The 23,032-nt window shown below is 65.2% G+C and carries 17 protein-coding genes and 10 tRNA genes; 22 read left to right on the top strand and 5 right to left on the bottom strand.

What is annotated here, in order from left to right:
* The first annotated feature begins 12 nt into the window (after positions 1-12).
* Entirely contained in the window at positions 13-462 is a 450-nt protein-coding gene (locus AC1D0O_RS09355; RefSeq protein WP_477653238.1) for a VOC family protein, read from the top strand.
* Between the two features lie 15 nt (positions 463-477).
* Here AC1D0O_RS09355 and AC1D0O_RS09350 read toward each other — a convergent pair whose 3' ends face one another.
* On the bottom strand, positions 478-5,640 hold the full coding sequence (locus AC1D0O_RS09350; protein ID WP_477653237.1) for a PAS domain S-box protein: 5,163 nt from the start codon (positions 5,638-5,640) through the stop codon (positions 478-480).
* 336 nt (positions 5,641-5,976) lie between these two features.
* Positions 5,977-6,915 (bottom strand): DedA family protein/thiosulfate sulfurtransferase GlpE, encoded by a 939-nt coding sequence (locus tag AC1D0O_RS09345; protein WP_477653236.1) that lies wholly within the window; start codon positions 6,913-6,915, stop codon positions 5,977-5,979.
* Positions 6,916-7,087: 172 nt separating this feature from the next.
* Here AC1D0O_RS09345 and AC1D0O_RS09340 point away from each other — a divergent pair, with 172 nt between their 5' ends.
* From AC1D0O_RS09340 to AC1D0O_RS09300, 9 genes are all read left to right on the top strand, one after another.
* Positions 7,088-9,424 (top strand): ATP-dependent DNA helicase, encoded by a 2,337-nt coding sequence (locus AC1D0O_RS09340; RefSeq protein ID WP_477653235.1) that lies wholly within the window; start codon positions 7,088-7,090, stop codon positions 9,422-9,424.
* Between the two features lie 429 nt (positions 9,425-9,853).
* Positions 9,854-10,678 carry a VOC family protein gene (locus tag AC1D0O_RS09335; RefSeq protein ID WP_477653234.1) on the top strand — a complete coding sequence of 275 codons (825 nt, stop codon included), beginning with the start codon at positions 9,854-9,856 and terminating at the stop codon, positions 10,676-10,678.
* A gap of 27 nt (positions 10,679-10,705) precedes the next feature.
* Positions 10,706-11,488, top strand: coding sequence for an IclR family transcriptional regulator (locus AC1D0O_RS09330; protein ID WP_477653233.1), 783 nt, complete (start codon positions 10,706-10,708; stop codon positions 11,486-11,488).
* Positions 11,485-13,149 carry a bifunctional 3-(3-hydroxy-phenyl)propionate/3-hydroxycinnamic acid hydroxylase gene (locus tag AC1D0O_RS09325; protein WP_477653232.1) on the top strand — a complete coding sequence of 555 codons (1,665 nt, stop codon included), beginning with the start codon at positions 11,485-11,487 and terminating at the stop codon, positions 13,147-13,149. The genes AC1D0O_RS09330 and AC1D0O_RS09325 overlap by 4 nt, the downstream gene beginning before the upstream one ends.
* Positions 13,150-13,183: 34 nt before the next feature.
* A complete protein-coding gene (locus AC1D0O_RS09320; protein ID WP_477653231.1) occupies positions 13,184-14,188 on the top strand; it encodes a Bug family tripartite tricarboxylate transporter substrate binding protein in 1,005 nt (334 codons plus the stop codon).
* Between the two features lie 34 nt (positions 14,189-14,222).
* Positions 14,223-15,071, top strand: a complete 849-nt coding sequence (locus tag AC1D0O_RS09315) for a fumarylacetoacetate hydrolase family protein (RefSeq protein ID WP_477653230.1) — start codon at positions 14,223-14,225, stop codon at positions 15,069-15,071.
* Between the two features lie 2 nt (positions 15,072-15,073).
* Entirely contained in the window at positions 15,074-15,457 is a 384-nt protein-coding gene (locus tag AC1D0O_RS09310) for a nuclear transport factor 2 family protein (protein WP_477653229.1), read from the top strand.
* The gene (locus AC1D0O_RS09305) at positions 15,454-16,158 is read left to right on the top strand and encodes a class II aldolase/adducin family protein (protein ID WP_477653228.1); all 705 of its coding nucleotides are present in this window, start codon (positions 15,454-15,456) and stop codon (positions 16,156-16,158) included. The genes AC1D0O_RS09310 and AC1D0O_RS09305 overlap by 4 nt, the downstream gene beginning before the upstream one ends.
* A gap of 31 nt (positions 16,159-16,189) precedes the next feature.
* A complete protein-coding gene (locus AC1D0O_RS09300) occupies positions 16,190-17,167 on the top strand; it encodes a Bug family tripartite tricarboxylate transporter substrate binding protein (RefSeq protein ID WP_477653227.1) in 978 nt (325 codons plus the stop codon).
* A 10-nt stretch (positions 17,168-17,177) separates the two neighbouring features.
* Here the strand turns inward: AC1D0O_RS09300 and AC1D0O_RS09295 are convergent, their stop codons facing one another.
* Both AC1D0O_RS09295 and AC1D0O_RS09290 read right to left on the bottom strand, forming a co-directional pair.
* Positions 17,178-17,888 (bottom strand): hypothetical protein, encoded by a 711-nt coding sequence (locus tag AC1D0O_RS09295; RefSeq protein ID WP_477653226.1) that lies wholly within the window; start codon positions 17,886-17,888, stop codon positions 17,178-17,180.
* Between the two features lie 349 nt (positions 17,889-18,237).
* Complete coding sequence (locus AC1D0O_RS09290; RefSeq protein ID WP_477653225.1) at positions 18,238-18,645, bottom strand: hypothetical protein; 408 nt, start codon at positions 18,643-18,645, stop codon at positions 18,238-18,240.
* Positions 18,646-19,123: 478 nt separating this feature from the next.
* Between AC1D0O_RS09290 and AC1D0O_RS09285 the strand changes: the two genes are divergently transcribed.
* The 12 genes from AC1D0O_RS09285 (at position 19,124) to AC1D0O_RS09230 (ending at position 22,073) form a co-directional block, all read left to right on the top strand.
* Positions 19,124-19,199, top strand: a tRNA-Gly gene (locus AC1D0O_RS09285).
* A gap of 1,137 nt (positions 19,200-20,336) precedes the next feature.
* Positions 20,337-20,416 (top strand) — tRNA-Arg (locus AC1D0O_RS09280).
* 13 nt (positions 20,417-20,429) lie between these two features.
* Positions 20,430-20,515: transfer RNA gene (locus AC1D0O_RS09275), tRNA-Tyr, on the top strand.
* A gap of 8 nt (positions 20,516-20,523) precedes the next feature.
* A tRNA-Pro gene (locus AC1D0O_RS09270) sits at positions 20,524-20,599 on the top strand.
* A 28-nt stretch (positions 20,600-20,627) separates the two neighbouring features.
* Positions 20,628-20,703, top strand: a tRNA-Asp gene (locus AC1D0O_RS09265).
* 35 nt (positions 20,704-20,738) lie between these two features.
* A tRNA-Trp gene (locus AC1D0O_RS09260) sits at positions 20,739-20,815 on the top strand.
* 9 nt (positions 20,816-20,824) lie between these two features.
* Positions 20,825-20,910: transfer RNA gene (locus AC1D0O_RS09255), tRNA-Cys, on the top strand.
* A gap of 11 nt (positions 20,911-20,921) precedes the next feature.
* Positions 20,922-21,000 (top strand) — tRNA-Arg (locus AC1D0O_RS09250).
* 38 nt (positions 21,001-21,038) lie between these two features.
* Positions 21,039-21,233 carry a hypothetical protein gene (locus AC1D0O_RS09245; RefSeq protein WP_477653224.1) on the top strand — a complete coding sequence of 65 codons (195 nt, stop codon included), beginning with the start codon at positions 21,039-21,041 and terminating at the stop codon, positions 21,231-21,233.
* Between the two features lie 10 nt (positions 21,234-21,243).
* A tRNA-Asn gene (locus AC1D0O_RS09240) sits at positions 21,244-21,319 on the top strand.
* A 19-nt stretch (positions 21,320-21,338) separates the two neighbouring features.
* A tRNA-His gene (locus AC1D0O_RS09235) sits at positions 21,339-21,414 on the top strand.
* A 98-nt stretch (positions 21,415-21,512) separates the two neighbouring features.
* On the top strand, positions 21,513-22,073 hold the full coding sequence (locus AC1D0O_RS09230) for an HNH endonuclease (protein WP_477653223.1): 561 nt from the start codon (positions 21,513-21,515) through the stop codon (positions 22,071-22,073).
* Between the two features lie 80 nt (positions 22,074-22,153).
* Here AC1D0O_RS09230 and AC1D0O_RS09225 read toward each other — a convergent pair whose 3' ends face one another.
* Positions 22,154-22,957, bottom strand: coding sequence for a hypothetical protein (locus AC1D0O_RS09225; RefSeq protein WP_477653222.1), 804 nt, complete (start codon positions 22,955-22,957; stop codon positions 22,154-22,156).
* Between the last annotated feature and the right edge of the window lie 75 nt (positions 22,958-23,032).

Below are 23,032 nucleotides of genomic sequence, written 5' to 3'. Positions count from 1 at the left end.
AGAGGAGCCGGCATGGCCATTCACGAACTGTTCGCTTACATCCACGTCAAGGGCGCTGAAGAAGCCCTGGCTTTTTACATCTCGGTGTTCGGGGCGACCGAAAAATTCCGCCTGACGGAGCCCGGCGGCCGCATAGGCCACGCCGAACTGGACTTCGGCGGCGCCACGCTGATGCTGTCCGACGAGTTCCCGGAATGCGGCGTCGCGGCGCCGGCGCGGGACATGCCGGCCAGCGTCACCCTGCACCTGCACGTCGATGACTGCGACGCGGTCATCGCCCGCGCGCTGCAGGCCGGCGCCACGCTGGAGATGGCCGCGCAAGACCATTTCTACGGCGAACGCTCTGGCAGTTTTCGCGACCCCTTCGGCCACCGCTGGAGCGTGGGCCACAGCATTGAAACGGTGACACCCGAGGAGATGCAGCGGCGCTACACGGCGATGATGGAATCGCCGGGCGCCTAGGAACTACCGGCAGCCTTACTCGAGCTCTATTTCAGGCGGACGGGCTAGGCCCAGCACCCGCCTGAGGGTCTCAAGCAGTTCCTGGTTGGAGGTTTTGGCCTTGACCAGCACGGCGGTGGCGCGCGCGGCCTGGGCCCGGGTCGCCTCGATCGCGGAAAACACCACCACCGGCGGCGGCGACTCGAGCGCCTCGATGTCGGTCAGCAGGTCCCAGCCCGAACCTTCCTTGAGGTTGATGTCCAGCAGCACCAGGTCGAAGGGCTGGCTATGCAGGCGCGAGCGCGCCTCCTGCAGCGTGGCCGCGAAGACGAAGGTCGCGAAGTCCTGCGCGATGGTGGCAGCGATGCGCTGGATGTCGGGGTCGTCCTCGACGTGCAGGATGACGGGCTTGTTTTCGGCGGCGCCGGCGATGGCGTGGCGCACGCCCAGCACCAGCAGGTTTTCGTCGATGGGCTTTTCCAGCCAGTCCGAGACGGTCAGCGCCTGGTCGTTGAACTGCACCTTCCCCTCGCCGGCCCAGGCCGAGACCACGACCACCGGGACGTCGCGCGTGAGTAGCCGCCCGCGCAGCGCACGGATCAGCGCGATGCCGTCCTGGCCGGGCAGCTTGAGGTCGACCGTGATGGCGGCGTAGTGCTGCTGCTCCAGCATGGCCAGGGCCGCCTCGGCGCTGTAGGCCGGGTCGGCGTCGAAACCGCCCTTGTCCAGCATCATGCCGATCAGGCGGGAGATGTCGGGGTCGTCCTCGCAGACCAGCACGCGCGGGCGGTCGCCGCTGATCTCCACGGGGCGCGTGGGTGGCGGCTCCACCCATTCGGGCAGTTCGAAGTAAAAGGTGGTGCCCTCGCCGGTGTGGGTTTCAAAGCCTATGCTGCCACCCAGGCGCTCGATGATGGCGCGTGAAATGTTCAGGCCCAGCCCGGTGCCGCCCTTCTGGCGCGTGTCGGAGGAGTCGGCCTGGGAAAATTTCTGGAAGATGCGCTTGCGGAATTCCTCGGGAATGCCGGGCCCATGGTCGCGCACCTCGACGCGCAGGCCGATCGCAGTGCGCATCGCGCGGATCTCCACCACGCCGTCGTTGGGCGAAAACTTCATGGCGTTGGACAGCAGGTTGGTCACGACCTGCGTGAGGCGGTCGCCGTCGGCCCTGACCATCAACTCCTCGTCGTCGGGGAACTGCAGGCTCAGGCTGACGTTCTTGGCGGCGCCGTAACCCTCGTTGGCGGCCAGCGCCTGCTCCAGCAGGGGCTTGAGTTCGATGATCTGCAGGTCCAGGGTCATCTTGCCGGACTCGATTTTCTCGATGTCCAGGATGTCGTTGATGAGCCGGATCAGGCGCTCGCAATTGCTCTTGGCGATGCCCACCAGGGTCTTGACGGCCTCGGGCAGCTGGCCGGCGACGCCGCCGGAGATCAGGCCCAGCGAGCCGCGTATCGAGGTGAGCGGCGTGCGCAGCTCATGGCTGACGGTGGAGACGAACTCGCTTTTCATGCGGTCTATGCGCTTGAGTTCGGTCACGTCGTTGGCCAGCGTGTAGAAACCGATCACCTTTCCTTCGTCGGCGCCGTCGCCGTAGCGCGGGAAGTAATTGACCACGTAGTCGCGCATGCCGCCGCGCGCGGTCTTCTGCGCACGTTCATAGACCACCGGATAGCCCTGCAGCACCTCGTCCACCCGGGGCTTGATCAGCGCGTACATCTCCTCGCCCACGATTTGCCGGATGGTCTTGTCTGCGAGCTGCTCGCTCGTCATGCCGAAGACTTCCTCGTAGGCCCGGTTGTGAAAACGCAGGTGCTGGTCTGCATCGGCGTAGGTAATCCAGGCGGGTATGGTGTCGGTGATTTCGCGTAGTTGCGCTTCGCTGGTGCGCAGCGCCTCAGTGACGCGGCGCATTTCGGTCATGTCGCGGCCGGTTCCCCGGTAGCCGGTGAACTTGCCGTCGGCATCGAATTTCGGCACGCCGCTGATGCTGAAGTAGCGAGTCCGGCCCTTGGAGTCGCGCCGTGTGGTTTCCATGTCGCGGAAAACCTCGCGCCGCGCGACTATGGCCTTGTAGTCGGCCCAGCCGGCGTCGGTCATCTGGCTGTAATCGAGCTCCCAGGGGGTCTTGCCATAAGCCGATTTCTGAAGGCCCGACGCCGTCGGGGCCTCGCCGGAAACTTCGACAAAGCGGAAGTTCTCGTCCTGCTCCCAGAACCAGTCGGACGACAGCGCGGTGAGCGCGCGAAAGCGTTCCTCGCTCTCGCGAAGCACCTTCTCGGTCTCCTTGCGTTCGGTGATGTCCTGGATCTGCGCGATGAAGCGCAGCGGCTTGCGGTCCTCGTCGCGCACCAGCGAACAGCTCATGTAACCCCAGACGGTGTGGCCGTCCTTGTGGATGTAGCGCTTTTCCGTGTGGAAGGATTCGATCTCGCCGGCCAGCGCGCGCTTGCGCTGCTCCAGGTCCCATTCGATGTCGTCGGGGTGGGTCAGGTCGTGGATGGTGCGCGCCAGCATCTCCGCCTCGGAATAACCGAGCATCTGGCAGAAGGCGTTGTTGACCTTGAGGCGGCGCGAGTCTATGCCGATCAACGTCATCCCGATCGCAGCGTGTTCGAACGCGTTTTGGAACTGCTGGTCGTTGAGCATGAAGGCGTCGTTGTCGCTGCTGAAGAGCTCGCCGGTGGGCGCCTCCAGCGTCGAGAAGCCCGAGTCCTGTTCCGCCTCGGCGGCCCGGGCGGGCTGGGCGGGTTGCCCGATGCCTGTCTGGTCGCCGCCGAGCGAGAAATAAAAGGTGCTGCCTTCGCCAACCACCGATTGCGCCCAGATCTTTCCGCCGTGCCGGTCGATGATGCGCTTGGCCGTGGCCAGGCCTATGCCGCTGCCGGCGAACTCCTCGGGCGAATGCAGGCGCTCGAAGTTACCGAACAGCTTGTCGACATAGGCCATGTCAAAGCCCGCCCCCTTGTCCTTCACAAAGAACACGGTCTGCGCATCCTTGCCGCGCTGGCTGCCGACGGTGATCTCGACATGCTCTTTCTTCGCGCTGAACTTCCAGGCGTTGGCGATCAGCTGATCCAGCACCTGGGAGAGCATGGCCTGGTCGCCGCGCGCGAGCATCCCGGGCTCGACAGTGATGCGCGCGTCGCGCCCGGCCTCGGCGTCCTTGAGCTGCTTGGCCACGCGCAGCGCCTCGGCGCTGATGTCCACCGTGTCCCAGACCATGCTGGTGCGCGACAGGCGCGTAAGGGCCAGCAGCCCGTCGGTGAGCTCGCCCATGCGGCGTACGCTGCTGCGTATGCGCTCGAGGAAATGCAGGGCGCGCTCGCCGGCGGCGGGCGGCATGTGTTTTTCGAGCAGCGCGCAGAAGCCGTCTATGGTGCTCAGGGGCGTGCGCAGGTCGTGCGCCACCGAATACGAGAAGGCCTCCATTTCCTTACCGGCCGCTTCGAGCTGCGCCGTCCTGCGCAGCACGCGGTTTTCCAGGTCGACGTTGAGCCGGACGATTTCCACCTCGGCCTGCTTGCGCTTGGTGATGTCGGAGATCGAAGTGACAAAGCCGGTGGGAACGTCGCTGTTGCCGTCGAACAGCGGCTGCACGTTAATGAGGCCCCAGAAGGTGCTGCCGTCGGGCCTGCGGTAACGCTGCACGACGTTGCTCTGCGCCTGGCCGCTGGTTTTGGCGCGCACGCTGGCCCATTCAACTTCGGGCATGTGGGTGCCGTCCTCGCGCAAGCGCTCCCAATCCAGCGCGGCCGAGGACAGCCCCTTCATCTGTGCCAGGCTCTTGCCGAAAATGCGCTCCGCGCTGGTGTTGCAGTCGATGATTTTGCCTTCGGCGTCGCGCAATATCACGCCTTCGGCAAGCGCCCCGACCACCACCCGGAAACGCGCGCCGCTCGCGCGCAGCGCGGTTTCGGTCTGCTTGCGCTCGGTAATGTCGCTTCCCACGCCGCGGTAGCCTTCGAAGGCTCCGTCGTCGCCAAACACCGGCTCTCCGCTGACGCTGCGGTAAATGGCGCTCCCATCCGCCTTGGTCAGCCGGTACTCAAAATTACGAAACGGCAAATGCGCCTGCAAGGCGGCCTTGTGATCTTCCCACGTGCCGACAAGCGGCGCGGAGTTGGGCAGGTCCCACCGGCATAATCCCTCCCCGATGACCTGAGTTCCCAGGGCAAAACGCTGCGGATCGTTGGAGACAAAGACATTGCGGAAGTTTTTGTCCTGTTCCCAGTACCAGTCGGACGAGAGCTGGGTGAGGCTTTCGAACCGCGCCTGGCTGCGGCGCAGGCGGTCCTCGGCGGCCAGGCGCTCGGTGATGTCCTCGGCCGTGAGCAGAACGTGCGTGACGGCGCCGCCCCCGTCCTTGAGCGGGACCTTGCGCATGTGCACGCGGATATTTCCGCGGTCCCGCGTCATGATGACCCTGTCGGGGAAATCCTGCATGACACCGCTGTTGGCCACCTCGACGTCGGACACGTTGATCCGGTCGGCGTGCTCCTGCGGCCAGAGGTCGTGCACGGTGCGGCCCATGGCGTCCTCGCGCCGGATGCCGTACAGGCTTTCGGCAGCCTTGTTCCATGCCACCACGCGCAGGCCGTCCTGCACCGACTTCAGGTGCACGGCAACCGGCATGTTGTCGACGACGTCGTCGAGGAAGCGCGCGGCCTTGCGTTCTTTTTCCTCGATGCGCCTGGCCACCGTGATGTCCCGCGTGATGCCGCGGTAGCCGGCGAACTCCTGCTGCTTGTTGAACACCGGCACGCCGCTGGCGGAAAAATAATGGGCCACGCCGTCGAGCACCCGGATGTATTCGAAATCGCGAAACGCCCGGTGCGCCTCGAGCACCGCGCGGTGGTGGTCCCAGGACATGCTCACGGGATAGGCGCCGGCCAGTTCCCAGCGCCGCTTGCCGATGGCGCTTTTGAGGTCCGGGTCCGCCATGCTGCTTGTGGGTGTGGGGCGCATGCCGCGTTCGGCGGTGAAGTCGGTAAAGCGGTAATCGGCGTCTTGCTCCCAGTACCAGTCAGAGGAAATCGATGCCAGGCTGCGCAGGCTTTCGACGTCCTCCTGAAGCGCCTCGGCGGCGCGGCGCTGCTCGGCGAGCTCCTGCGCCAGGGCCTGGTTGGCCGCGGCCAGCGCCAGCGCCTCGGCCTCCAGGCGCTCGTTGGCCTCGGCCAGGGTTTCGTCCCTTTTCACCGGCGCTCCCCGGCGCGCGGGTTCCGCGGCACGGCGGCGGGCCATCCCGGCGAGCCATGCTGGCGGTGGGCTGCGGTCAATGCGCCTGGCGGACGGGGCTTCATGCGCGGCTGTTAACTTTCTTGTCAAAGGCAAGTCGCCTTGGTGCATTTTGCACGGCGTTGCGCTGCTCGAGTGTGCTGGGCCGCAAGAAAATCCGCCATAGGACAACACCCTGTCTTCTTTTGGGTGCAGGGGTTAACCAGCCCCCGCAGAATTTGCAAACTTAAGACCTCTTTTTTTGCAAATTTCAGGCGAATGGCCTGGGCGCACCCGCGAAAGGTGTTTTTTACCCTTTCACACGGCGTGCGGATACTCCAGCGACAGCCCGGCGGCCTGCCAGGCGTCTATGCCGCCATGCAGCGGGCGCACGTTTTTGAAACCCGCGGCCATCAGCCGCCTGGCCACCTGGGCGGCCGAGGCGTCGTTGGGGCAGGCGCAGTAAACCACCACGGCCACGTCATGCGGCAGGTCCAGCGTGGCCATCTTGCGGTCCGGGTCCGACCACAGCAGCGCGCCCGGAATGATGCCGCCGCCGCCGCGGCTGAGTTCGGTGCGCACGTCGAGGATCACGGCCGGTTGCTCGCCTTGCGTGAGTTGCAGCAGCTCTTGCGGCGTGATGCGCGCCATGCGCAGCTGGCGGTAAAAGCGCTGGCGCTGCCACCATTTGTGCGCCAGGAAAAGCGCGAAACCGGCCAGCAGCACCATCAGGCCTATGCGCCCCATCTGCTCGAAGATGGCCAGCACGTCGGCCACCGCGTCATGGAACAGCATGCCAAGGCCCAAGCCGACACCGGCATACAGCGCCGCGCCTATGGCGTCAAACAACAGGAAGCGGCCGAAGGGCACACCGGTGCGGCCAGCCAGCGCGGTGGCCAGCGAGGCAAAACCCGGGATGAACTTGGCCAGCACCAGCGACTTCACGCCCCAGCGCGTGAAGATCGATTCGGTCTGGCGCACGCAGGAATCGGGCGACAGCGAAATCCGGCACAAGGTCTTGAGCACGCGGCTGCCGTAGCGGTGGCCGGCCCAGTACCAGATGCTGTCGGCGATCAGGCAGGCCCCCACCGCCGTGGCGAGCAGGCCGCCGGCCGAATACTGGCCGTTGAAACTCAGGGCGCCGGTCAGTATGAGCACCGGGTAGGCCGGGATCGGCAGGCCGAGCTGCTCCAGCACGATGTTGAGAAAGACGGCGGCCAGCCCGTATTGCTGCAGCCACAAGATGATCTGGTCCATGGCTTCAATGTAGACGGCGGCGGCGCATCGGTAAATGGCGGGCGCATTAATGCTCTATTTCACGGGGTCTTGCGCTTTTCCCCGCTGGGGGAAGGCTGGGATGGGGGCCGGCGGCGCCTGCGCTACCATGAACCTCTTCCCCCAATTCCCGTTACCCAGAGAGCGCTCCCCCTTGAAATATGTCGTGGCCGTCAGGGCCCTGTGCGAGTTCACCGCCAAGCATGGCGACCTGGACCTGCGCTTCACCCCCTCGCCTTCCGCCCAGGAAGGCATGGCCGGCCATGCGCTGGTCGCATCGCGCCGTGGCGAGTCCTACCAGTCCGAAGTCAGCCTGGAGGGCGAGTACCAGGCGCTGACGGTGCGCGGCCGCGCCGACGGCTACGACCCCGAGCAGAACCAGCTGGAGGAAGTCAAGACCTACCGCGGCGACCTGCATGCCATGGCCGACAACCGCCGGCACCTGCACTGGGCGCAGCTCAAGATTTACGGCTGGCTGCTGTGCCAGGACAGGAAGCTTCCCGACATCAACCTGACATTGGTCTACTTCGACGTGGCCAGCGCGCAGGAAACGCCGCTGACCGAGCATTTCACGGCCGCCGCACTCAAGGAATATTTTGAAGCCCAGTGCGAACGCTTCCTGGCCTGGGCCACGCAGGAACTCGCGCACCGCCAGGCACGCGACGCGGCGCTCACGACGCTGGAGTTTCCGCATCCGGACTTCCGGCCCGGCCAGCGCGAACTGGCCGAGGCCGTCTACAAGACCGCGCAGGCCGGCACCTGCCTGATGGCGCAGGCGCCGACCGGCATAGGCAAAACCATAGGCACGGTGTTTCCGCTGCTCAAGGCGGTGCCCAAGAAGCAGCTCGACAAGCTGTTTTTCCTGGCGGCCAAAACACCGGGCCGACGGCTGGCGCTGGACGCGCTGGACCGCATCAAGGGCAGCAGCCAGGCTTTGCCGCTGCGCGTGCTGGAACTGGTGGCGCGCGACAAGGCCTGCGAGCACCCGGGCAAGGCCTGCCACGGCGACGCCTGCCCGCTGGCCAAGGGCTTTTACGACCGCCTGCCGCAGGCGCGCAGCGCCGCCGTGAAGCACGCCGCCGCGCAAGGCCCGATGGACAAGGCCGCGCTGCGCGAACTGGCGCTGGCCCACCACGTGTGCCCCTACTACCTGAGCCAGGAACTGGTGACCTGGTCGGACGTGGTGGTGGGCGACTACAACTACTACTTCGACACCAGCGCCCTGCTGCACGGCCAAGCCCAGGGCAACCAGTGGCGTATCAGCGTGCTGGTGGACGAGGCGCACAACCTGGTGGAGCGCGCGCGGAAAATGTATTCGGCCACGCTGAGCCAGGCGCAGCTACAGCAGGTGCACGCGGGCGCGCCGCGTGCCGTGCGCGGCGCGCTGGAGCGGCTCAACCGCAGCCTGCAGGAGCTCCACCAATATCAGGACGAGCCCTACCAGGTGCATCCCGAACTGCCCGCGCCTTTCCTCAAGACACTGGGGCAGGCGCTGACCCAGGTCACCGACTTCCTGATGGCCAACCCGACGCGCATGGACGGCGAGCTGCAGGATTTTTATTTCGAGGCCCTGCATTTCTCGCGCATGGCCGAGGCCTTCGGCGAGCATTCGCTGTTCGACGTGACACTGCAAGCCGATACAGGGTCCAACACTTTCGGCCAAGCGCTGGGCCAACCGCTCGCGGTGCTCAACATCCGCAACGTGGTGCCCGCGCCCTTCCTGGCGCCGCGCTTCGCGGCGGCGCAGTCGGCGGCGCTGTTTTCCGCCACGCTGAGCCCGCAGAACTATTACGCCGACACGCTGGGCCTGCCGGCCGGCACGGTGTGGACCGAGGTGGAATCGCCCTTCCTGGCCGAGCAGTTGCGGGTCTCGGTGGTCAGCGACGTCTCCACGCGTTTCCAGCACCGGGGCGATTCGCTCTCGCCCATCGTCGACCTGATGGCGCGTCAGTATGAGGGCCAGCCCGGCAACTACCTGGCATTTTTAAGCAGCTACGACTACCTGCAGCAGTTGGTGACCTTGTTCCGCCAGCGCTACCCGCACATCCCGGTGTGGGAGCAGACGCGCCGCATGGAGGAAACCGCGCGCGACGCCTTCCTCGCGCGCTTCACGCCGGACTCGCAGGGCATAGGCTTTGCCGTGCTGGGCGGCTCCTTCGCCGAAGGCATAGACCTGCCGGGCGCTCGACTGATAGGCGCTTTCATCGCCACGCTGGGCCTGCCGCAGGTCAACCCGGTGAACGAGCAGATCCGCGAACGCATGGGCGCCAATTTCGGCGCGGCCCAGAGTTATGACTACACCTATCTCTACCCCGGCCTGCAGAAGGTGGTGCAGGCGGCCGGGCGGGTGATACGCACGACCTCGGACCGCGGCGTGGTCTACCTGATCGACGACCGCTTTACCCGGCCCGAAATCCAGAGCCTGCTGCCGGGCTGGTGGAAGGTGATGCGGGTACGCGCCAGGCGCAGGGAACCGGCAGCCGCGCTCTAAACACTCTTCCCAAACGCAAAAGCCCGCATTCGCGGGCTTTTGTTTGAACAGCCGTGAAGGCCGGTCAATCTTGCGGGGCCTAAAACACGCCCAGTAGCATGAGAATAAGGATGACGCTAAGTGGAACGCCGAGTAGCCAGGCAATGATGGGCATTTGTCTCTCCTAAAAGTAGTCAGGGTTTAAACACAAGTCCAATGTAGGCAGCACGCCTCGCGGCCGGTGCCAGCCTGAAGGCCTGCTGCAAGTAAGGGATGGCTGACGCGCGTGTAGTTGTACGGGCAGCCATTTGCAGGCCTGCGCCGCACGGAGCGCCGCAAATCCGCCTCTGGGGAAATATTATTCAAATCTCACCTATTGAGATTTACGTTTGACACCATTTGAGGCCACGGCGACAGTGGAGGCACCGATTTACACCGAGAGCCGCCCCCATGGAACCGCAAGCCGCGCTGCAATGCCTTCACCTTTATTCGCCCGACCCGCTGCAGGCCGCGCGCTTTTACAGCAGCGCCTACGGCATGGCGATGGCGCCCGCGGCGGGCGGCTACCTGTGCCGCGGCCCGGGGCGTGAGCTGCGGCTCTCCGAAGGCCCGGCCAACCAGCTTCAGTACGCCCACTACGCCCTGGCGAACACCGGTGCCTGGCAGGCTTTCGCGGCGCGCGTGCAAGGGCTGCCGCGTGAAGCGCTGCCCACCGATTTCGCCGGCGGCGAGGCCATCGCATTAAAGGACCCCGACGGCAACCTCGTGGTGTTCACGCCGCCCGCGGCCCCGGCCGCTGCGGAAGCGACGGCACTGCCATCCGCCACACTGCAGCACTTCGCGCTGCGCACACCGAACCTGCCGGCCATGCTGGCCTTCTACACGGAGCAACTGGGCTTTGTGCTGTCGGACGCGGTGAAAGACCCCGAAGGCACGCTGCGCGCCTGCTTCCTGCGCACCGACGCGCTGCACCATGCGCTGGCCCTGTTCTTCGCGCCCGCCGCCTGCTTCGACCACCAGTCCTTCGAAACCCCCGACTGGGCCGGCATGAAGGACTGGGGCGACCACATGGCGGCACTCAAAGTGCCCATTGTCTGGGGCATAGGCCGCCACGGCCCGGGCAACGACGTGTTCTTCATGGTGCGCGACCCCGACGGCAACCTGGCCGAGATTTCCTCGGAGATCGAGCACTGCGCGCCCGGCCGCCCCGCCGGGACCTGGCCGCACGAGGAGCGCACGCTCAACCTCTGGGGCAAGGCCATCCTGCGCAGCTAGCCCGCACGGCTCACTGAAAGACACACCATGGCAAGCACCAACCGCATGCTGCGCATCCTCGGGCTGTTCAGCCTGGAGAGGCCGGTCATCACGCCCGAATGGCTGATGCAGGAGCTGGGCGTGTCGCGCGCCAGCGTCTACCGCGACCTGGGCCAGCTGGCCGCCGCCGGCATGCTGGAGCGCGTGACCGACCGCGGTTATGTGCTGGGCCCCATGGTGGTGGAACTGGACCGGCAGATACGCCTGGCCGACCCGCTGCTGCAGGCCGCCGGCGAGCTGCCCGGCAAGCTCGCGGAGCAGACCGGCGGCACGGTGCTGTTATGCCGCTTTCACGGCAGCAAGGTGATGTGCCTGCACCAGGTCAAGGGCCGCAACCCTGCCCTGTCGGTCAGTTATGAACGCGGCCGCGCCATGCCGCTGTACCGCGGCGCGACCTCCAAGATCATCCTGGCCTACCTGCCGGCCACGCAGCTCAAGCAGCTCTGGGCCTCGGAGCGCAAGACCCTGGTGGCCGCCGGCCTGCCCGACGACTACGCCCTGCTGGCCAAGGTGCTGCGCAGCATACGCGAAGTCGGCCACTGCATCACCGAAGGCGAGGTCGACCCCGACGCCGTGGGTTTTGCGGTGGCGCTGCGCGACGGCGAGCACCTGCTGGGCAGCCTCAGCGTGGTGATGCCGGGGGCCTCGCTGACCACCGCCCTGCGCAAGACCACGCTGGCTCGGCTGCAAAGCGCCGCCGGCCGCATCGAAGGCCGGCTGCAGGACCAGCGCGACAAAGCCCGCGCCACCCGAAAAACGGAAACCCCATGAACGCCCCCCTCCCCTTGTCGGCTATGCCGGTCCTGCCGGGCCCGCCGCATTTTCCCGTCGTGATCGTGGGCGCGGGGCCTACCGGCCTCATGCTGGCCAACCTGCTGGGCAGGCAGGGCGTGGCGGCCCTGGTCATCGAGCGCAACACCAGCACCGTGGGCGAGCCGCGCGCGGTCACCATCGACGATGAGAGCCTGCGCACGGTGCAGGCCACCGGCCTGATCACCGAAGTGCTGCCGCATGTGGTGCAAGGCTACGGCGTGCATTACTACTCGTGGCGCGGCAAGGTGTTCGCGCGCATCGAGCCGCAGGCCATGGAGCACGGCTTTCCCAAGCGCAACGCCTTTCGCCAGCAGGTGCTGGTGGGCCAGCTGCGCGACGGGCTGCGGCGTTTTAGCGGCTCGGCGATCTGGTTCGGCCATGAACTCGTGAAATTCCGCGACGATGGTGATGAGGGCAATGGCGTCCAGCTTGAACTGCGCCACGGCGGTGAGACAAAACACATCCACTGCGACTGGCTGGTGGCCTGCGACGGCGGCCGCAGCGGCGTGCGCGAGCAGCTGGGCATACCGCTGACCGGCAGCAGCTACGACGAAAAATGGCTGATCGTCGACCTGCTGGAGCGCAACTCGGCCTTTCGCCACACACGCACTTACTGCGACCCGGCGCGCCCGGCGATACGCCTGCCCGGGCCGGACGGCACGCTGCGTTATGAGTTCATGCTGCACGAGGGCGAAGACCCCGACGAAATGCTGGACGAGGCCCGTGTGCGCGCCTGGATCCATGCGCGAGAGCCGGCCGATGCGCAGCTGCCCATCACGCGCAAGGTGGTCTATGCCTTCCACGCGCGCGTGGCCAGCCGCTGGAAAGCCGGCCGCGTGCTGCTGGCCGGTGATGCCGCCCACCTGACGCCGCCTTTCGCGGGCCAGGGCATGAACAGCGGCGTGCGCGACGCGGCCAACCTGGCCTGGAAGCTGGCCGCCGTGGTCAAGGGCCGCCTGCCGGCCTCGCTGCTGGACAGCTACGAAACCGAGCGCAAGCCGCACGCCTGGTCGCTGATCCAGATGGCCGTGCGCATAGGCACCTTCATGCAGCCAAAATCGGTGCCGGCCGCCATGCTGACGCAGGGCGCGCTCAAGCTCTTCAGCGTCTTTCCACCCGTGCGCGACTACGTGCTGCAGCTCAAATTCAAGCCCAAGCCGCGCTTCTTTGAGGGCTTCTTTGTGCCCCGCCATGCGGCTGCCGCGCTGGTGCCCGCCGGGCAGTTGTTGCCGCAGCCGAACGTGGAACTGCCGGGCGGCGCGCTGGCCGCGCTGGACGACATGCTCGGCAGCGGCTTTGCCCTGCTGTCCCTGGCCGACGCCGACGGCAGCGCCGTGGCCGCCACGCTGGCGGTGCTGGCCGGAGCAGGCCTGGTCTGCCGCCACATCCCGGTGGTGGCGCAGAGCGACGACTTCCTGAAGCACACCGGGCCGGACGCCACGCTGCGCGACTGCGACGGCACGCTGGAAGCCATCATCCGCAGCGCCGGCGCGCAAGCCGTGCTGCTGCGGCCCGACCGTTATGTGCTGGCCTACCTGCGCCGCGGCGACGAACAAAGCATCGCGCAATTACGGCAGTTGCTGCAGCCGCATTCGACTTCCATCCCCCAAGCGGCGTAGACCGCTACTTCTATCCACCCCTGGAGACAAAACTATGACGCACGCTTTCCCGACTTCTTTCACAACCTGGCGCAGGCCTGGCCTGGCTCTGGCCGCCGCATTGCTGGCCGCGATCACCGCCACCGCCCACGCACAGGATTTCCCAAGCAAGCCGGTGCGCGTGGTCACGCCCTTCCCGGCCGGCAGCGGGCCCGAGGTCGCGCTGCGGCTGGTGGCCGACAAGCTGTCAAAAATCTGGGGCAAACCCGTCATCGTCGACAACCGGCCCGGCGCGAGCGGTTTTATCGCGATAGAAGCCATCAAGCGCGCCGCGCCCGACGGCCATGAGCTGCTGCAAATGGACAACGCGCAGATGGCGGCCCAGCCCTTCCTGTTCAAGAAGCTGCCTTATGAGCTGCTGCGCGACTTCGAGCCCGTCACGCCGATACTGCGCAACTACTTTTTTGTGACGGTGCCGGTGGGCAGCCGCTACAAGACCATGGCCGACCTGGGCGCCGCCGCCAAGGCCGGCCCGGGCCAGGTCAACTACGGCTCCTGGTTTGTCGGCAGCCCCGGCCACATAGGCGCGGCCATGCTGGAGACCGCCACCGGCACCAGGATGACACACGTGCCCTACAAGGAAATGTCGCAGCTCTACGTGGCCGTGGGCAACCAGGAAGTCGACTGGGCTTTCGGCAGCGCCGCTAGCGCGGGCGCCATGCAGCGCGCGGGCCGCACGCGCTATCTCGCGGTGGCCGCGCCCAGACGCGTGGCCGGTTTTCCGGACGTGCCCACCGTCGCCGAATCGGGCGGCCCGGCGGGCTTTGAGCTGAGCGCCTGGACGGCGCTGCTGGCGCCCAAGGGAACGCCCAAGGCCGTGGTCGAAAAAATCCAGAAAGACGTGGCCGCCGTGCTGTCGGAGCCGGACCTGAAAGACAAGTACGCCGCGATGTATTACGAGCCTTACTTCCTCAACAGCGAGCAGTTCCTGCAGCAGCTGCGCAATGACTCGCAGCGTTATGGCGAGACCCTCAAGCGCCTGAACATCTCGCTGGACTGAGCCACCCTTTTTATCCCACCACAGAAAGTACATCGTGAAATTCAGCAGTTACCAATATCAGGGACAGCCTGGCTGGGGCGTGGCCACCGAGGCCGGCGTCCTGCCCCTGCACTCGGCGCAATACCCGACGCTGCTCAGCGCATTGCAGGCCGGCAAGCTGGACGAGATCGCCGCCACGCCGACCGCCGCGCCCGCGCTGCCGCTGGACGCCATAGCGTTCCTGCCGGTGATCCCGGCGCCGGGCAAGATTTTTTGCGTGGGCCACAACTACGAGGCGCACCGCATCGAGACCCAGCGCGACCCGACCCAGCACCCCTTGTTGTTCATGCGCGTGGCCGAGTCGCAGACGGCGCATCGCCAGCCCATCCTGATGCCGGCCGAATCGACGCAGCTCGACTACGAGGGCGAGATCGCCATCATCATCGGCAAGGCCGGGCGGCGCATACGCGAGGCCGATGCCTGGGAGCACGTGGCGGGCTACAGCGCCTACAACGACGGTTCGGTGCGCGACTGGCAAAAGCACACGCTGCAGTTCACCGCCGGCAAGAACTTCAGCGGCACCGGCAGTTTCGGCCCCTGGATGGTGACGCGCGCCGAGATCGCCGACGGCGAGGAGCTCACGCTGGAAACCCGGCTCAACGGCCAGGTCATGCAGCACACCACCACGGCCTCCATGATTTTCAGCATCCCGGTGCTGATCGAATACATCTCGGCCTTCACTTCGCTGCAACCCGGCGACGTGATCGTGACCGGCACGCCGGGCGGCGTCGGCGTCAAGCGCACGCCGCCGGTGTGGATGAAGCCGGGCGACCAGGTCGAGGTGGAGGTCAGCAAGGTGGGCGTGCTCTTCAACACCATCGCGGCAGACGCCACGCGCTTTTGAACATGCCGCTCGCCCTTGAAGACGGCCTGCTGGCCGCCGAAGAGGCCAGGCGGCTGGCCATGCTGGCCGCGGACACGGCCGTGCTGGACACGCTGCTGTCGGATGCACTGGTTTACACACACGCGACCGGCGTGACCGACAGCAAGGCCGGCTACCTGCAATCGCTGGCGGGCGGCGCGCTGCGTTATGAATCGCTGGAATTTGTAGCGCCGCAAGTGCGCCTGGTGGGCACTGCAGGCCTGGTCAGCGCGGTGATGCGGGCCACGGTGCGCAAGGGTGACGTTCGCCGCGACATCGCGAGCAGTTACCTGGCGGTGTGGGAACACACGGCTTCGGGCTGGGTGCTGCAGGCCGTGCAGGCCACGGCGCTGCCGGGCAAAACATGATGACGCCCGACCCGGCCCTGGCCCGGCAGCTGGTGCTGGCCAACCGCATCCTGTATGCGCGCGGCGTGGTGGACGGCTTCGGCCACGTCAGCGTGCGCCAGCCCGGTGCTGAAGAAGTTTTTCTGCTGTCCTGCAGCCGCGCGCCGGCGCTGGTCGAGGCGGCCGACGTGGGCTGCTACGGCCTGGACGGCGAGCCGCTGGGCGCCGCCACGGGAAAGCCCTACCTGGAGCGCTTCATCCACAGCGAGATCTACCGCGCCAGGCCCGACGTGATGGCCGTGGTGCACAGCCATTCGCCGCGCGTGATTCCCTTCGGCATCACAGGCCAGCGATTAAAACCGGTGTTCCACATGTCCGGCTTCCTCGGCAGCGGCTCGGCGCATTTCGAGATCCGCGATGCGGTGGGCGACAGCGATTTGCTGATACGCAGCCCTGCCCTCGGCAAGGCCCTCGCCGCCGCGCTGGGCGATTGCGCCTGCGTGCTGATGCGCGGCCACGGCAGCACGGTGGTGGGCGGCTCGCTCGAGCATGCCGTCTATCGCGCCGTCTACACAGAAATCAACGCCGGCCTGCAGGCCTCGGCCATGGCCATGGGCCCCGTGAGCTACCTGACGGAGACCGAAGCCGGCCTGGCCGCCGCCGCCAACGACGCGCAGATCCCGCGCGCCTGGGCGCTGTGGCGGCACGAGCTGGCACTTTGATTCCTTAACGACCTCATCCCTGGAGTACCGCATGAAGACATTGAATGCCATTCTGAAAACCTGCTGCGTCGCGCTGGCCTGCCACGCCTTGGCGCCGGTAGCCCTGGCCCAGACCTGGCCCACGAAACCAGTGCGCATCATCGTGCCCTACGGCACGGGCGGTGGCGCCGACATCCTGGCGCGCCAGCTGGGCGCCAGCCTGCAGCAGGCCTGGGGCCAGGGCGTGGCGGTGGAGAACCGCACCGGCGCCTCGGGCAACATCGGCTCGGAAGCGGTGGTGCATGCGCCGGCCGACGGCTACACCCTGCTGCTGCAGAACAGCACCATGGTGGCCAACATGGGCCTGGGCGTCAAAGTCAATTACGACCCCGAAAAAGACCTGACGCCCATCATGCTGCTGGGCACCACGCCGATCGCGCTGGTGGCCCATCCCAGCCTCAACGTCAAAAACCTCAAGGAACTGCAGGACTACGCAAAAGCCAATCCCGGCAAACTCAGCTACGGTTCCTGTGGCGTGGGCACGCCCATGCATTTCGTGATGGAGCTCGTCAAGCAGAAGACATCGCTGGACGCGGTGCATGCCGGCTACAAGGGCTGCGCACCCGTGGTGCAGGACGTGGTGGGCGGCCAGATCCCCCTGGCCATCATGAGCGCCAACCTTGCCGCGCCCTATGCGAAGTCGGGCCGGCTGCAGGTGATCGGCGTGGCCAGCCAGAAGCGCTATTCGCTGCTGCCCGATGCCCTCACGCTGGAGGAGCAAGGCCTCAAGCCGCTGGATTTTTCGACCTGGTTCGCGCTGATGGGGCCGGCCAAAATGCCGCCGGCCGTGGTCGCCAAAATCGTCGCCGACGTGCAGAAGGTGCTGGCCGACCCGGCGGTGCAATCGCGCCTATCGAATGCGGGGGTGGAGTCCTATGCGGGCAATGGGGCGGCGCTGGTCAAGCTGATCCGGTCGGACAAGCTGCGCTACGAGCAATTGGCCAAGACGGCCAACATCAAGCCGGAGTGAGCGCGGCTCTTTAGCGCTGGCTTAACTGCAGCGCGCCCAGCATGCGCTGCAGCGGCTGGGTTTCCGGCAATACGTAAACGATGCCGCGGCTTTTTCCGAGGATGGGGCCGACGACGTTTTCATAAAAGCTGACCGGCACCACCACGCAGCCCATGGAGATGCGGTTGTCGTCGGGGGTCTCCGATGCCAGCCGCTCCGCGCGGCGCTCGGCCGCAGCCGCGGGGCGCAGGCGGTGAATGGCGAGCTTGGCCGCGTAATCGATCCAGACGATGGCCTCGCCCTGCAGGTTGTGGCCGGGCTCGGACACAAAGCGGCCCGCGGGCGTGGTGCGTTCGTCCTCGCGCAGGCTGGCCACGCTGCGCTGCGCCATGCCGGGCACGCTGTGGTCGCCGGGCGCCAGGCCCGTCAGCGCGGGCGATGCGCCGCGCAATTGGCCGCCGGCTTCAAACACAAAAATGCGCCCGCCTTTTTTATCGACGATCACAAAAGGCAGGCCTTCGTTGTCGTGCGCCGCCACCACCCAGCGCAAGGCCTGGCGTGCGTCGGCGGAGGCGGACACCAGCGCCATGCCAGTGTCGGGGCTTGCGGCCGGCGTGGCGGCACTGTCGGTGTAGGGCGCCAGGGGAAAGGCCTGGGACAGCAAAGGGACGGCGGCAAAGGCGACAAGGATCGCCGTGCGGGCGATGCGTGCGTGCTTCCTGCTCTTGCCTGTTAACAACATCCGGGTCCTGTGCATTGCGCCGTTCGAGTGCGCGAACGCACATGAAAAACCGGGTCGTTTGTCCTTTGACGCGTGCCCGGCGGGGTTGCGCCATGTTAACGATGCAAGCAATTGTGCTCAATGGAAAAACCCTGAGCCGCCTCGGACAATCGCTATCTTTTAAGGAGCAGCGGGACTTTTATCTATCGGCCACTCTCCGGAATTTATGGGGATTAAAAATTCGTCGGCCTGGACTGTAACAGTCGCCAGATGCGGATTTTTTTCGCGGATCAGATGCGGGCGCGCAACAGCTGTGACCGAGGTCGGACCGATGCCGTTACAAGTTACAAATCCGGGGCAGGGAATTCCGTCATTGCTTGCCGGACCTAGGCAGCCCAGCAAAGCCCCGCCTTGCTAGCTGCATCAGATGCCGCCGGCCCTTGGCGTCCGTGGTGCGCCATGCCGCGCGAGCCATTTCGATGAATGCGTTTTCGGCGGGATTGAAGGCGTCGCCGCCATGGTCCTCATCCATCCACCCTTTGGGTTTTCCCGACCGGCTCTCGATCTGGGCAGCGGCGGCATCACCGATGTTTCTGCCCGAACCGTTGGCGTCTCCCTTGAACTGGCTCAGCCCGCCGGCGCTCAGGCCCAGTTCTTTTGCGAGCCTGCCCAGCATGCCGACCGGTGATTCACCGGCGGCCAACTCCCTTTCGCTGTATTCGCGAATGATGATCAGCAGGTTATTGCGCCGGGTTCGGTTGATGTCCGGGGAGTCCATGTGACGTGATTGCAACAATCAAAATTATTTTCCATCGCCTCGTTGACGATGACGTAAAAAGATTTTACATTACCTTCCATCGCTACTTTTTGACATCAACTCTTTCCGCACATCCATCATGAAACCGATAGCCGCCATCGCAAGAAACAGTACCCCCGTTTGGGGCGGTGCTGGCGTGCGTCGCCTTGACGTTTATCTGGGCCAATGTGGTGGGCAGAGTTCATTTGCGCCGTCCGTTTTGCGGACCGCCATGCCCAAACAGAACCACGAGGATTGCACACCACCGGGAGGAGGAGACGCCTGAGCGTACCTTCTAAATCTCTGACACCCAGAGGCCCGGTATCCGCAAGGAACCGGGCCTTTTTGTTTTCCCCTGACGGTGATCGTGCCGTCTGTGCGCTTCAAGCGCGGGGCTCTTTAAAAATTAAGCAGCAGGACCGCGGCCACCCACTGGATGGCGGCGACCCTGCAAAAAATTGCGGACATAGCTCAGTGGGTAGAGCGTGAGCCTTCCAAGCTCAATGTCGTCGGTTCGAAGCCGTCTGTCCGCTCCATTTCGGGTGTGCCTGTTTCACGTCACCTGCGCGAAACCGAGGAGACGGTTTGGTGGCGCGTGTGCTGCAGACGGGGGTTCATGGCCCTCGGGAAAGCAGTGCAGCGGGAGATTCCGGTCCGGCGTCATGCCGGCCGCCCGCATGCGGGTACAGCCGAAATGGATTTTTTTCAAAGTATTTTTCACGTTCGTCTAGCCAGGGCCTGTTAACGCTATTTATGCAAATGCGAATGGGGTGAGGAAGGCGCCAATCAAGGCGCGCGACGACGCCCAGACCGGGCGTCTGGGCTAGGAGCGCAACGCCGAGTGGCGCCTTCCTCACCCCATTCCCTCCGGGTTGCGATCAAAAAGGCCTTGCGCGGCGTTGCAAAGCCTTGACGGGGTTCACCCCGCCTGCGTTTTGCGCCTTGCTCAAGGCCTTTTTGACTCGCAACGCATCTGCATAAATAGCGTTAACAGGCCCTAGCTCAGGACACAAGATTTTCATTCTTGTAGACAGGGGTTCGAATCCCCTACGTGACGCCAATTCCAGGGCGGGAAACCGAAGTATTCGACTTCCCGCCAATCAGTAAAGAAGCGCAGTGCCCGAGAGGGCGTAGTGCGGAAACCGGCCTCAAAGATAGGGTGGCACCGGAACTCGTAACCGGAGATTTTTTGGAAGATTGGCTGAGAGTCAGAACCTGTTCACGGCCTAAACGGGGCCGCGCAAGCACCTTCTCGGGATGGGATGCAAGGCGCGGTGCGACGCCCATAGTTCACCTATGGGCTAGCGCCGCAACGCCGCAGACCGCCCGAGAAGGCGCTTGCCCTCCGGGTTGGGGTGACGCAAACGCGGTCGCGTTTGCATCCCCGTTGGGGCAGCCGCACGACGCCCAGCCGGCCGGCTGGGCGGTCGGGCGATTGAGCCACCCAGGCCCTTGCATGGGCATTAGCCCATGCGGCGTTCCCGGTCGGCCCACTCATCCCGATTGCACCCCAACGCGGCCCCGTTTAGACCGTGAACAGGTTCTTAGCACTCGCTTGCTAAGCGAGAGCCCGCGAAAGCGGGCTCAAGGGTTCGAATCCCTTATCTTCCTCCAGACCTTTGAAGGCCGTTCGCCAAGTCAAGAACCTGCCTACGGCCAGCCATTCATTTTTTCTCGCGTTAGCTCAGTCCGGAATCAGAGCATCTGCCTACGAAGCAGAGGGTCGGAAGTTCAAATCTTTCACGCGAGGCCATTCAATTTTTTACGGAGTGCGAGCAGAGCCGGCTACTGCACCGGACTGTAAATCCGGCGTCTTCGGGCATACGGGGTTCAAGTCCCTGGCACTCCACCATTTTTAATCCGTGTGTGGCGCAGCTGGTAGCGCGCGTGCTTTGGGAGCATGAGGTCGCAGGTTCGAGACCTGCTACACGGACCACCCTCTTTTCGATATCACTTCACCTTTTGGTCTGTTAGCTCAGCTGGTAGAGCACTTCCCTGTCCAGGATGTGGTCACGGGTTCGACTCCCGTACAGGCCGCCAGTATCCCCGCCGGAATCCACCGGGCGCATTCCCATTGGTGCGTAGCTCAACCAGGCAGAGCAGCGGTCTCCAAAACCGAAGGTTGGAAGTTCGATTCTTCCCGTGCCAGCCAATGATCTCCGGGGGTTTACCCAAGTGGTCGAAGGGCGCGGATTGCAAATCCGCCTGCGTCAGCACACGTCAGTTCGAATCTGACCACCGCCTCCAGATTCCCTCTAGCGCCTGTAGCTCAGCCCGGATAGAGCGACGGTTTTCTACACCGGTTTGTCGGCCGTTCGAATCGGCCCAGGCGCGCCACTTCTTCCACATCAAAACCCGACCTCAAGGAGATTGCCATGACAGCCAGAAACACAGCAGCCTCCAAGAGGCCCGCCCAAGCCCGCAAGCGCATTGTTCGCGCGCTCCTGAGCGGCGTCATCGCCGCCGGCCGCGTCCGGCTCGGCCACATCGGCCACACCTTGCCCAAACGCAGGCAGGAGCGCGACGACCGCGACCTGGACCAGCGCGTGCGTGAATGCGGTGAGTGGTGAGCGATTCCATTCCACGGTAGCTCAGCAGGTAGAGCGCGCGACTGTTAATCGCGTCGTCCCTGGTTCGATCCCAGGCCGTGGAGCCAGTCCTTTTTGTTTTTTTTGGTGCATGTGGCGCAGTTGGCAGCGCAGCGGGATGTGACCCCGCGGGTCACCGGTTCGAGTCCGGTCGTGCACCCCATCTTCATACGCGGGCATAGCCGGCTTTTAACCGGCAGGCCGGGATTTCGAAATTCCCTGCCCGCACCATCCATCATTCATTCAACTCAGGAGGCCACGATGCACCACGTTCTTCAGCTCGACATCCAGGGGACGCCCCAAGCCTGGATCACGGCTGAAGAGGCTGCCCTGCACTACGCCACCGGCAGCGTCGCCTGGGAGCAAGGCGAAAGCCCGCTGGTGACACTGCGCGGCGGCTGGAATGTCGCGCGCGGCCGGCAGTCCATCCTGGTGATCCACCCTATCGTCGCGCTGCGCGGCGCGCCCCGCCGCAATCTCCATGACGTGGAGCCCGCGGTCACCAAGCCGAAGCTGCTGCGCCGCGACCGCTGCACCTGCGCCTACTGCGCCCAGGTGTTCCTGGAAAAGGATCTTGAAGCCGAGCACATCGTTCCGCAGAGCAAGGGCGGGGCCTATTCCTGGACCAACCTGGTCAGCGCCTGTCGCCACTGCAATGGCAGGAAGAAAGACCGCACACCCGAGCAAGCCGGTATGCCCCTGGTGTACCTGCCCTATGTACCGAGCCGGTATGAGGATTTCCTGCTGCGAGGGCGCAACGTCCGTGCCGACGTCCACGAATGGCTGTCGGCAAGGCTTCCGAAAGGATCGCGACTGAACTGAGTCCGGCAGCCAAAGCGGCGCATTGCGAAAGCAGTGCACCGCTTTTTTTTGTCCTGCTGGCGGTGTGTCCAGCGGCCAGATTAGACGGCGCCGCCCTGCTTGAGCGCAAGCGCATGCGCGGCCGGAAACACCTCGGCCAGCGGCTTGACTTCGGGCAGCACGTAGACCACGCCATAGCTGGCGTTGAAAGCGGGCTTGAGTACGTTTTCAAAAAATTCCACCGGCATGTTGATGCAGCCGTAAGAGATGCGGTTGTCCTCGGTGGTGGGCGATGCCAGGCGCTCCAGCCGGCGCTCCTTGGGCTCGGTGGTGCGCACGCGGTGCATGGAGACGGCTGCGTCGTAGTCGACCCAGACCACGTCTTCACCCGTTGCGTTGCGCCCAGGCTCGGCGACGAAACGGCCCGCGGGCGTAGTGCGTTCCTGGGGCTGCACCTGGGCGATGGGCCGGCCGCCTATGCCGTCCACCGAGTCGTCGCCGCGCGCCGCGCCTATCAGCACCGGCGTGGCACTGCGCAGCTTGCCGGAGGGCTCGAAGACAAACACCTTGGTGTTGAGTTTGTCGAGGATCACAAAAAAGAGTTTGCGGTTGTCGCCCGATGTGACGACCCAGTTGGCGACTTCGCGTGCTTCGGCCGAGGCGGGTTCGCCACCGAAATCCGCGGTGCGCGGTGTCTGCCGGGAAACGTCGGCCTGGGCGGCAGCAACTGCCGGTGCAGGCGCAACCGGATGGGGCCTGAAGAGCGGCAAGACCAGCACCGCGATGGCGGCGCCCACAAGGACGCCTTGTTTGATGCCGTCAAAAATATCGGAACGCCGCGTGCCCGACGGCCCCGGGGCTGCGGCGGCAGACTGCGGCTGAAGATCAGGCACGGGGGCGGGCATGGCTTGGGGTGGAAAAATGCAATCGATCGCATAAAACGCTCCGGACCGCAAAGGCGATCCGGAGCGTTTTCATGC

The organism is Polaromonas sp. P1_F2 (assembly GCF_056405735.1).
Note: the sequence above shows the minus strand (reverse complement) of the source record. Positions and strands in the feature narration are given on the sequence as shown.

What these genes read in the sequence shown, in the direction of transcription:
- AC1D0O_RS09345 (WP_477653236.1), bottom strand. Translation starts at nt 6,915, where the DNA reads ATGGACCAGATCATCTTGTGGCTGCAGCAATACGGGCTGGCCGCCGTC.
- AC1D0O_RS09330 (WP_477653233.1), top strand. Translation starts at nt 10,706, where the DNA reads ATGGCAAGCACCAACCGCATGCTGCGCATCCTCGGGCTGTTCAGCCTG.
- AC1D0O_RS09295 (WP_477653226.1), bottom strand. Translation starts at nt 17,888, where the DNA reads ATGTTGTTAACAGGCAAGAGCAGGAAGCACGCACGCATCGCCCGCACG.
- AC1D0O_RS09300 (WP_477653227.1), top strand. Translation starts at nt 16,190, where the DNA reads ATGAAGACATTGAATGCCATTCTGAAAACCTGCTGCGTCGCGCTGGCC.
- AC1D0O_RS09225 (WP_477653222.1), bottom strand. Translation starts at nt 22,957, where the DNA reads ATGCCCGCCCCCGTGCCTGATCTTCAGCCGCAGTCTGCCGCCGCAGCC.
- AC1D0O_RS09310 (WP_477653229.1), top strand. Translation starts at nt 15,074, where the DNA reads ATGCCGCTCGCCCTTGAAGACGGCCTGCTGGCCGCCGAAGAGGCCAGG.
- AC1D0O_RS09245 (WP_477653224.1), top strand. Translation starts at nt 21,039, where the DNA reads ATGACAGCCAGAAACACAGCAGCCTCCAAGAGGCCCGCCCAAGCCCGC.
- AC1D0O_RS09335 (WP_477653234.1), top strand. Translation starts at nt 9,854, where the DNA reads ATGGAACCGCAAGCCGCGCTGCAATGCCTTCACCTTTATTCGCCCGAC.
- AC1D0O_RS09230 (WP_477653223.1), top strand. Translation starts at nt 21,513, where the DNA reads ATGCACCACGTTCTTCAGCTCGACATCCAGGGGACGCCCCAAGCCTGG.
- AC1D0O_RS09305 (WP_477653228.1), top strand. Translation starts at nt 15,454, where the DNA reads ATGATGACGCCCGACCCGGCCCTGGCCCGGCAGCTGGTGCTGGCCAAC.
- AC1D0O_RS09290 (WP_477653225.1), bottom strand. Translation starts at nt 18,645, where the DNA reads ATGGACTCCCCGGACATCAACCGAACCCGGCGCAATAACCTGCTGATC.
- AC1D0O_RS09320 (WP_477653231.1), top strand. Translation starts at nt 13,184, where the DNA reads ATGACGCACGCTTTCCCGACTTCTTTCACAACCTGGCGCAGGCCTGGC.
- AC1D0O_RS09325 (WP_477653232.1), top strand. Translation starts at nt 11,485, where the DNA reads ATGAACGCCCCCCTCCCCTTGTCGGCTATGCCGGTCCTGCCGGGCCCG.
- AC1D0O_RS09355 (WP_477653238.1), top strand. Translation starts at nt 13, where the DNA reads ATGGCCATTCACGAACTGTTCGCTTACATCCACGTCAAGGGCGCTGAA.